1 protein-coding gene is annotated in these 271 nt (G+C 68.6%); it reads right to left on the bottom strand.

What is annotated here, in order from left to right; translation table 11 throughout:
- Positions 1-271 (bottom strand): YbfB/YjiJ family MFS transporter (locus SB764_RS40470; protein WP_410866822.1); only part of this gene is annotated, 271 nt, incomplete at both ends.

Genomic DNA, 271 nt, shown 5'->3' with positions numbered 1-271 from the left:
CCGCAATGACCCCGGCGGACACGGCAAGGACGCGACCGCCGAATCGCGGCGTGAGCGCGGTGGAGACGATGATCGCTGCACAGTAGGCCACATACGACCCGGAGGCGATGGCGCCCGCGGTCGAAGCCTCGAGACCGAACTCCGTGCGAATGGGCGGAAGGAACAGCCCATAGGCGAAGCGGGCAAAGCCATAGCAGACGGCGATGAGGGCGGTCCCGGCTGCGATCAGAGTCAGCGCGCCACGACGGTCGAGCGGGCGCTGGCTGAGGAG

It is taken from the genome of Paraburkholderia sp. SIMBA_027, from assembly GCF_046535315.1.
In the GTDB taxonomy this organism is placed as follows: domain Bacteria; phylum Pseudomonadota; class Gammaproteobacteria; order Burkholderiales; family Burkholderiaceae; genus Paraburkholderia; species Paraburkholderia tropica.
The sequence above is the reverse complement of the archived record's forward strand: the minus strand, read 5'-3'. Positions and strand labels throughout refer to the sequence as shown.